Annotated in this window: 12 protein-coding genes; 5 read left to right on the forward strand and 7 right to left on the reverse strand. The window is 70.9% G+C overall.

Annotation, left to right across the window (positions count from 1 at the left end; genetic code table 11):
* The 4 genes from HMPREF3086_RS11600 to HMPREF3086_RS11615 all read left to right on the forward strand — a co-directional run.
* Nucleotides 1–356 (forward strand): GNAT family N-acetyltransferase (locus tag HMPREF3086_RS11600; RefSeq protein WP_141764072.1); only part of this gene is annotated, 356 nt, incomplete at its 5' end.
* A 10-nt stretch (nucleotides 357–366) separates the two neighbouring features.
* Nucleotides 367–1167: an exodeoxyribonuclease III gene (locus tag HMPREF3086_RS11605; protein ID WP_061227933.1), complete on the forward strand. Its 801-nt coding sequence runs from the start codon at nucleotides 367–369 to the stop codon at nucleotides 1165–1167.
* Between the two features lies 1 nt (nucleotide 1168).
* The gene (gene ppk2, locus HMPREF3086_RS11610) at nucleotides 1169–2062 is read left to right on the forward strand and encodes a polyphosphate kinase 2 (RefSeq protein WP_061227932.1); all 894 of its coding nucleotides are present in this window, start codon (nucleotides 1169–1171) and stop codon (nucleotides 2060–2062) included.
* 95 nt (nucleotides 2063–2157) lie between these two features.
* Nucleotides 2158–2574, forward strand: a complete 417-nt coding sequence (locus tag HMPREF3086_RS11615) for a CoA-binding protein (protein ID WP_061227931.1) — start codon at nucleotides 2158–2160, stop codon at nucleotides 2572–2574.
* Between the two features lie 61 nt (nucleotides 2575–2635).
* Here HMPREF3086_RS11615 and HMPREF3086_RS11620 read toward each other — a convergent pair whose 3' ends face one another.
* The 4 genes from HMPREF3086_RS11620 to HMPREF3086_RS11635 all read right to left on the reverse strand — a co-directional run bounded on the left by HMPREF3086_RS11620 (nucleotide 2636) and on the right by HMPREF3086_RS11635 (nucleotide 5395).
* Nucleotides 2636–3145 (reverse strand): CD225/dispanin family protein, encoded by a 510-nt coding sequence (locus tag HMPREF3086_RS11620; RefSeq protein WP_061915306.1) that lies wholly within the window; start codon nucleotides 3143–3145, stop codon nucleotides 2636–2638.
* 133 nt (nucleotides 3146–3278) lie between these two features.
* On the reverse strand, nucleotides 3279–3575 hold the full coding sequence (locus tag HMPREF3086_RS11625) for a GNAT family N-acetyltransferase (RefSeq protein ID WP_007627316.1): 297 nt from the start codon (nucleotides 3573–3575) through the stop codon (nucleotides 3279–3281).
* A gap of 144 nt (nucleotides 3576–3719) precedes the next feature.
* Nucleotides 3720–4484, reverse strand: coding sequence for an ABC transporter permease (locus HMPREF3086_RS11630; RefSeq protein ID WP_061915303.1), 765 nt, complete (start codon nucleotides 4482–4484; stop codon nucleotides 3720–3722).
* Entirely contained in the window at nucleotides 4481–5395 is a 915-nt protein-coding gene (locus tag HMPREF3086_RS11635; RefSeq protein ID WP_061227928.1) for an ABC transporter ATP-binding protein, read from the reverse strand. The genes HMPREF3086_RS11630 and HMPREF3086_RS11635 overlap by 4 nt, the downstream gene beginning before the upstream one ends.
* An 87-nt stretch (nucleotides 5396–5482) precedes the next feature.
* On the opposite strand from HMPREF3086_RS11635, the gene HMPREF3086_RS11640 reads away from it, so the two are divergent.
* The gene (locus tag HMPREF3086_RS11640) at nucleotides 5483–6148 is read left to right on the forward strand and encodes a DUF1707 SHOCT-like domain-containing protein (protein WP_061227927.1); all 666 of its coding nucleotides are present in this window, start codon (nucleotides 5483–5485) and stop codon (nucleotides 6146–6148) included.
* A gap of 56 nt (nucleotides 6149–6204) precedes the next feature.
* Here the strand turns inward: HMPREF3086_RS11640 and HMPREF3086_RS11645 are convergent, their stop codons facing one another.
* The 3 genes from HMPREF3086_RS11645 to HMPREF3086_RS11655 all read right to left on the reverse strand — a co-directional run.
* On the reverse strand, nucleotides 6205–6975 hold the full coding sequence (locus HMPREF3086_RS11645; RefSeq protein ID WP_061228007.1) for a thiazole synthase: 771 nt from the start codon (nucleotides 6973–6975) through the stop codon (nucleotides 6205–6207).
* Between the two features lie 61 nt (nucleotides 6976–7036).
* On the reverse strand, nucleotides 7037–7237 hold the full coding sequence (gene thiS / locus HMPREF3086_RS11650) for a sulfur carrier protein ThiS (RefSeq protein WP_061228006.1): 201 nt from the start codon (nucleotides 7235–7237) through the stop codon (nucleotides 7037–7039).
* A gap of 62 nt (nucleotides 7238–7299) precedes the next feature.
* On the reverse strand, nucleotides 7300–7760 hold a 461-nt coding region (locus HMPREF3086_RS11655; RefSeq protein WP_141764073.1), incomplete at its 5' end, for an FAD-dependent oxidoreductase.

Raw genomic sequence — 7760 nt, forward strand, 5'->3', positions numbered from 1 at the left:
GCCCCGGCGGCCACGTCGTGTTCGCCCGCCTCGAAGAGGGCGGCGAGCTGGCCGCCATCGCCCGCGGCGCCGTCACCGCCGGGCCCGACGGGCAGGCGCGCGTCGCCGTGTCCTGCGTGCAGACCGCCGACGCCCACCGCCGCCGCGGCCTCGCGGAGGTCGTCACCGGCGCGCTCGTCGACTGGGGACTCGGCCTGGGCGCGCGGGAGTGTCACCTGCACGTGTTCGCGGACAACACCGCCGGGCGCGGCCTGTGGGCCAAGCTCGGACTCGAACCGCACCATTCGCTGCGGCACCTCGTCGTCGTCGACCAGTCCCCGCCTCCCACGGTGACGCCGCCGCGCGGCGCGCAATAGACTCGCACCCATGCGCCTGGCCACCTGGAATGTGAACTCGATCCGAGCCCGCAAGGACCGCGTGCTCGCCTGGCTCGACCGGTCCGACGTCGACGTCCTGGCGATGCAGGAGACCAAGTGCAAGGACGAGCAGTTCCCGCACGAGGAGTTCCGCGAGCTCGGTTACGAGGTCGCCCACCACGGCCTGAGCCAGTGGAACGGCGTCGCCGTGGCCTCGCGCGTCGGGCTCGAGGACGTGCGACTGGGCTTCGACGGCATGCCCGGCTTCCACAAAGATCCAGAGCAGTCGCAGGACCCGGAGGCGCGCGCGATCTCCGCGGTGTGCGACGGCGTCCGCGTCTACAGCCTCTACGTGCCCAACGGCCGCGAACTGTCCGACCCGCACTACACCTACAAGCTCGAGTGGCTGGCCCGACTGCGTGACCACGCCGCCGCCGAACTGGCCGCCGACCCCGACGCCCAGGTCGCGCTCGTGGGCGACTGGAACGTCGCTCCGCTCGACGAGGACGTGTGGGACATGGAGGTCTTCGAGGGCAAGACCCACGTCTCCGGGCCCGAGCGGCTCGCGTTCGCCGCCTTCGACGGCGCCGGGTTCCGCGAGGTCACCCGCGAGCACACCCCGGGCCCCGGCGTCTACACGTACTGGGACTACACCGGGCTGAGCTTCCCCAAGCGCAAGGGCATGCGCATCGACTTCCAGCTGCACTCCCCCGCGCTGGCCGCCCGCGTCACCGGGGCCTTCATCGACCGCGAGGAGCGCAAGGGGAAGGGGGCCTCCGACCACGCGCCCGTCGTGGTGGAACTCGACTGAGATGTCCACGTTCCAGCTGCGGCACTACATCGACCGGCTGCGCGCCGAGGGCTTCACCGTCCGTGACGATCACGGCGAGGACCCAGACCTCATCGACATCACCGGCCGTGCGGTCGACACGTGGCGGGAGAACTACCCGTACGACGAGCGGATGGACCGCAACCAGTACGAGGTCGAGAAGTACCTCCTGCAGATCGAACTGCTGAAATTCCAGCGCTGGCAGGCCGAGTCCGGGCACCGGCAGGTGATCGTGTTCGAGGGCCGCGACGCCGCCGGCAAGGGCGGGACGATCAAGCGGTTCACCGAGTACATCAACGTCCGCCAGGCCCGCGTCGTGGCGCTCATCAAGCCCACCGAGACCGAGCTGCACCAGTGGTACTTCCAGCGCTACGTCACCCACCTGCCCAGCCGCGGTGAGCTGGTCCTGTTCGACCGCTCCTGGTACAACCGCGCCGGCGTCGAGCGGGTCATGGGGTTCTGCACCGACGAGCAGTACTCCACGTTCATGCAGCAGGCGCCGATGTTCGAGAAGATGCTGGTCGAGTCGGGCATCGGGCTCACCAAGTTGTGGTTCTCGGTGACCCGCGAGGAGCAGAAGACCCGGTTCGCGATCCGCCAGCTGGACCCCGTGCGCCGGTGGAAGCTCTCCCCCATGGACCTGGAGTCGCTCGGGAAGTGGGACGAGTACACCGAGGCCAAAGAGGAGATGTTCCGGCGCACGGACACCGAGTGGGCGCCGTGGACGACCATCAAGTCCAACGACAAGAAGCGGGCCCGCATCAACGCGATGCGCTACTTCCTCAACCAGTTCGACTACCCGGAGAAGGACCACCAGGTGGTGTTCGAGCCGGACCCGAGGATCGTCCAGCGCGGCAAGGACGCCGTCGGGGACTGACTGAGCCTGCGAAGGAAGCGCCCCGCGCGCAGACGCCGTCGGGGACTGATTGCTCGCGCGGGAATGTCTGGGCGCCGCGGGGCCTTGCACGGGGTATGAGCCATTCCAATGATCCGGCCGTCATCGAGCGTCTGCTGTCCCAGAGGGGGCGGTGGGCCGTCGTCGGTCTGTCCTCGAACACCTCGCGCACCGCGTACCGGATCGCCGCGTTCGTCCGGGACCTCGGTCACGAGATCGTGCCCGTCCATCCGAAGGCCGAGACGGTCCACGGTCAGCAGGGGTATCCGGACCTGGCGTCGGTCCCCGGCGAGATCGACGTCGTGGACGTGTTCGTCAACTCCGAGCTCGCCGGGGGCGTGGTCGACGACGCCATCGCCAAGGGCGCGAAGGCCGTCTGGCTGCAGCTGGGCGTGATCGACGAGGCCGCCGCGCAGCGGGCCAAGGAGGCCGGTCTCGACGTGGTCATGGACGCGTGCCCGGCGATCGAGGCACCGCGCCTGGGCCTGTCCTGAGGCGTGCGGGCGCGCCGCCGACCCGGCACCGGGTGGGCGGCGCGCGTGCTCGGGCTGAGCGTTAGTAGCCGCTCGAGGCCAGGCCGACCATCGCGAAGATGAAGATCAGGTACAGGATGATGAGGACCGCCACGATCGCGAGCGAGATCATCCCGAGCCGCTTGGCGGTCGCACTGGCGGCCTCGGCCTCGGCGTACCGCCCGGCGGCCCAGAGCGGGTAGACCTCCAGCGCCCGCGTCATCGCGATGAACGACAGGGGCCAGAAGAACAGGATCGAGGCGACCGCCCACCCCACGTTCGACGGCGGCCCGGGGCGGGCACCGGGAGCCGCGGCGAAGCCGCCCGAACCGGAGTACGCGGGCGTCTGCGAGCCGTAGCCACCCTGCCCGTAGGAGCCCTGCCCGTACGCCTGCTGCCCGTACGCCTCCTGGCCGTAGCCGCCTGTCCCGTACGAGCCCTGCCCCGCACCGGACTGGCCGCCGTATCCGGATTGTGCGGAGTAGTCCGTGTACCCGGACGAGGCGGTGTTGTCGGCGTTGTCGGCGTTGTCGCCCTGCGGCGGGTAAGTCATGAGGTGTCCTGTTCGCTGGCCGGTCTTCCGCCGCCCACACTACGGATCGGGTCGGACATCCTCCCCCGTCGTGGCGAGCATCCTCCCCGCCGTGGCGAAGCCGGCCGTGGTGCGCGCGGCGTGACGCGGCGTGTCAGTTGGGGGCGACGAGCAGCTGGTACTCGGGGAACCGCACGAGGAAGCGGCGCACGTAGCTGCACACCGGGCGGATCTTCAACCCGTCGAGCCGCAGGCGGGTGAGGACCAGGCTCACCAGCAGTCGGGCGATGCCCTGCTGACCGAACCGCTCCTCGATCACGGTGTGCAGGAGGATGTAGACGTCGCCGTCCTTCTCGTACCCGACCAGTCCCATGAAGGTCTCGCCGTCCCACAGCTCGAAACGGTCTCTATCGGTGTTGTGGACGAGCTTGAGCGAAGTTCCGCCGGTCATCTCGACTCCTTAGGGCCGACCGAGTATCGATTCCGACCCTACCCCTGAAGGGCGGCCCAGTCCGGCGCATCGCGAGCGTGAATCCGCGGGCGCCCCGGCGCGGGTCAGAGGTCGCGGCCCGAGGTCAGGCGTCGCGGCGCAGGGTCAGGCGTCGCGGCGCAGGGTCATCACCAGGCCCACGGCCCACAGGACGATGCACACCGCGGCGTAGAGCGCGAACGCCGGCCATTCACCCCAGGTGATGTAGCCCTTGGCCGCCTCACCCTGGGTCCAGTAGTCACCGTTGGCGAACGGCATCCAGGCGGCGATGTCCTCGCCGACCCGCGGGATCAACGAGACCATGCCCTCGAGGGCCAGTATCCACACGAGGAACAGGGAGATCGTGCCGGCGGCGTTGCGCATGATGTACGCCAGGCCCGTGACCGCGATCGTCCCCAGTGCGGCGTAGACGGGGAAGCGCCACAGGTAGGTCAGCCCGTCTCCGGAGAACGGGGTCCAGCCCTCGTTTCCGGAGAGCGCCCCGGCCACGAGGAGCGCCAGGATCACCGCGATGGCTGTGACCACCATCGAGAGCACCGTGAACAGGGCGGTCTTGGCCAGGATGGCAGGCCAGCGCGACGGCGTCGTCAAGAACGTCGCCTTGATCGTGTGATAGCGGTACTCGCCGGTCACACCGACGATCGCGGCGATCCACGCCAGCAGGACGGTGAACGCACTGACGCCGAGGATCGCGAACAGCGGGTCACTGCCGCCGCCGGGCGCACCGGCCATCGGGTCCCCTGTGGCGGGCTGCTCGAACTGGCCGATGACCACGGCGAGCACCACTGCCAGGCCGATGCCGATCGCGTACAGCCAGTAGGCACTCTTGGTGGTGGTGACTTTGATCCACTCGGACTTCAGCTGGTTCATCGGGTGGACTCCTGACCGTGGTACTCGACGTCCTGGTCGGTGAGGGCCATGAAGGCCTCTTCCAGCGACGCCCGCTTCTCGTGCAGTTCGTGGACGGTGATCCCCAGGCTGGCGGCGACATCGCCGACCTGCGGCGCGCGGAGGTTCTGGATGAGGAAGACACCCTGTTCCGCGTCGAACGTGGCCTCGATGCCCTCGTCGCGCGCGGCGGCGGTGAACTCATCGACGTGCGGGGTGCGCAACACCACCGAGGATGTGGCGGCGTCGAGGAACTCCTCGACGGAGGTCTGCGCGCGCAGCTTGCCGCGGCCGATCACGACGAGGTCCTGGGCGGTCTGCGCCATCTCCGACAGCAGGTGCGAGGAGACGAGCACGGTGCGGCCCTCTGCGGCGCGCGCGTGCATGAAACGGCGGATCCACAGGATCCCCTCGGGGTCGAGTCCGTTGACGGGCTCGTCGAACAGCAGGACCTCGGGGTCGCCGAGCATGGCGGTGGCCAGACCGAGTCGCTGGCGCATGCCGAGCGAGTATCCGCCGACCTTGCGGCCGGCGACGTCGGTGAGGCCGACCAGGCCGAGCACCTCGTCGACGCGGCCCGGGGCCACCCCGCCCGCCGCGGCGACCATCCTCAGGTGCGCGCCGGCGGAGCGGTTGGCGTGGGTCCAGGACGCGTCGAGCAGACAGCCCACCTTGTGGGCGGGGCGATCCAACTCGCGGTACGGGGTGCCGTTGATCAGTGCCTGCCCAGACGTGGGGGTGTCGAGACCGACCATCATCCGCATCGTCGTGGACTTCCCGGCGCCGTTCGGGCCGAGGAATCCGGTGACGACGCCGGGACGGACCTCGAAGCTGAGGTCGTCCACGGCGGTGGAGGCGCCGAAGCGCTTGGTGAGATTCCGTACCTCGATCATGGTCCCCAGTCTGCCTGCCGGGGCGCGGGCAGCGTGCGTTCACCTACTCAGCCCGCGTACAGGTAGTGCAGTACTAGGCTCGTGACCATGGATGACGTCACGCCCGAGCCGGATCGCCATCTGCCGTCGGTCCGCGCCTCCGACGCCGAGCGCGACGCCACCGCCAAGCTCCTCCGGGAGTCCTTCTCGGAGGGGAGGCTCACGCTCGCCGAATTCGATGACCGGACCTCGCGGGCGTACGCCGCACGCTTCCGGTCCGAGCTCATCGAGCTGACGCACGACCTGCCAATCGCCCACCACGAGCACGACTCGACGCCCGCGACCCGGCCGCACGGGGCCCCGGCGCGTCGCGTCACCGGGGGCGTCACCGGGGCCAGCGGGCCCGCCTACTCGCTGGCGATCATGGGAGGCGTCGAGCGGGCGGGGGCGTGGACCCTTCCCTCCGTGCACACCGCGTTCGCGCTGATGGGCGGCATCGAGATCGACCTGCGTGGCGCCTCGTTGCAGTCCCACGAGACGACGATCCGGGCGTTCGCGATCATGGGCGGCATCGACATCTACGTCCCCGACGACATCCATGTGGAGATCGAGGGCCTGGGGCTGATGGGGGGCTTCGGCGAGGAGTCCGGGAGCTGGAAGCCCGATCCGCGACCGGTCCGCCAGGCCCCGCCCGGCGCCCCGGTCATCCGGGTCACCGGGCTGGCGCTCATGGGCGGGATCGGCGTGCGGCGGGTGCCGCGCAGCGAGGACTGACCGCCGGCGGGGTGGCGGGCGGGTCGCGCGCATGCTGTCGGGCGGCCGGTAGGGCCTCAGTCGACCGGCGGGCTGGACGCCTGCGCCCAGAAGCGTTTGGGGATCCGCCCCGCAAGGCGGGCGGCGTGCCCGGCCCGGACGGCCTCGCGCATCGCCGCGGCCATGAGCGGCGGGTTCTCCGCCCGGGTGACGGCGGTGGCGAGCAGGACACCGTCGCAGCCGAGCTCCATGGCCAGTGCGGCGTCGGAGGCGGTGCCGATCCCCGCGTCGCAGATCACCGGGACCCCGGCGCGCTCGACGATCATCTCCAGGTTGTGCGGGTTGCAGATGCCCAGCCCGGTGCCGATCGGCGCGCCCAGGGGCATCACGGCCGCGCAGCCCACATCCTCCAGTCGGCGGGCCAGGACGGGATCATCGGTGGTGTAGGGGAGGACGACGAAGCCGTCGTCGACCAGGTCCTCGGCCGCCTCGACGAGTTCCAGTCCGTCGGGCAGGAGCGTGCGCTCGTCGGCGATCACCTCCAACTTGACCCAGTTGGTGCCGAGCGCCTCGCGGGCCAGGCGGGCCGTCTTGACCGCCTCTGAGGCACTCCGGCACCCGGCGGTGTTGGGCAGCGGGCGGATGCCGAGCTCGCGCAGCAGCCCGAGTAGTCCGAGGCCGTCCGAGCCGAGGCGCAGGTCGACCTTGCGGATCGACACGGTGGTCAGGGCGGTGCCCGAGGCGATCAACGCCTCGCGCAGGACCTCCTGGTTGCCGGCACCGCCGGTGCCGGTGATGAGCCGGGAGCCGATCTCCTCACCGGCGATGACCAGCGGCGAGTCCAGCACCTCGGCGACGCGCGCCCCGTGGTCGGGGGCGGCGGGCGCGTCGACGGGGCCGGGGGCGGCCTCAGCCACCCTGGACCGCCGTGAGGACGTCCACCTCCGCGCCGGCGTCGAGCGGGGTGTCACCCCAGCTCGAGCCGGGCACGACCATGCCGTCGACGGCGATCGCGACGCCCTCGTCGGGCAGGTCCAGTTCGGCGACGAGCGCGCGGACGGTCGCGCCATCGGCCAGGGTGCGGTCCTCACCGTTCACGGTGACGATCATGGGGGCCTCCTGCAGGAAGTCGTGACGTACGGCACCACCGTAGCCGTCGGGCACGACCGGGGTCAGGAGCGGGCGAAGCGGTCGGGCGACGCCGCGCCCGCCGCCCCCGGGGCCGACCGCCCCAGCAGCGTCGCGACGACGGTCGCAGCGGTGACCGGCGTCAACGCGATCCCGTTGCGTCCGTGCCCGGTGGCGTGGACGATCCGCGGGTCGGCGGGGTCGACCCCGAGGATCGGCAGATTGTCCGGCGACATCGGCCGCAGTCCGGCGATCATCTCGGCGAGTTCGTACTCGCCGACGCCGGGGAAGATCGTCTCGGCGTCGGCGAGCAGGTCGCGGACCCCGGCGACGGTGACCTGCCGGTCGTCGCCGTGTTCGTACTGGGTGGCGCCCACGACGAGACCGCCGGCGCGCGGCACCAGGTACAGCGGCCGGCCCCGGACGAAGGCCCGCACGACGCCGCGGGGCGGGTCCTCACACCCGGGGCGGGACCGCAGGCGGAGGACCTCGCCCTTGACCGGGC

This window comes from Dietzia sp. HMSC21D01, assembly GCF_001815995.1.
Taxonomy (GTDB): domain Bacteria; phylum Actinomycetota; class Actinomycetes; order Mycobacteriales; family Mycobacteriaceae; genus Dietzia; species Dietzia cinnamea.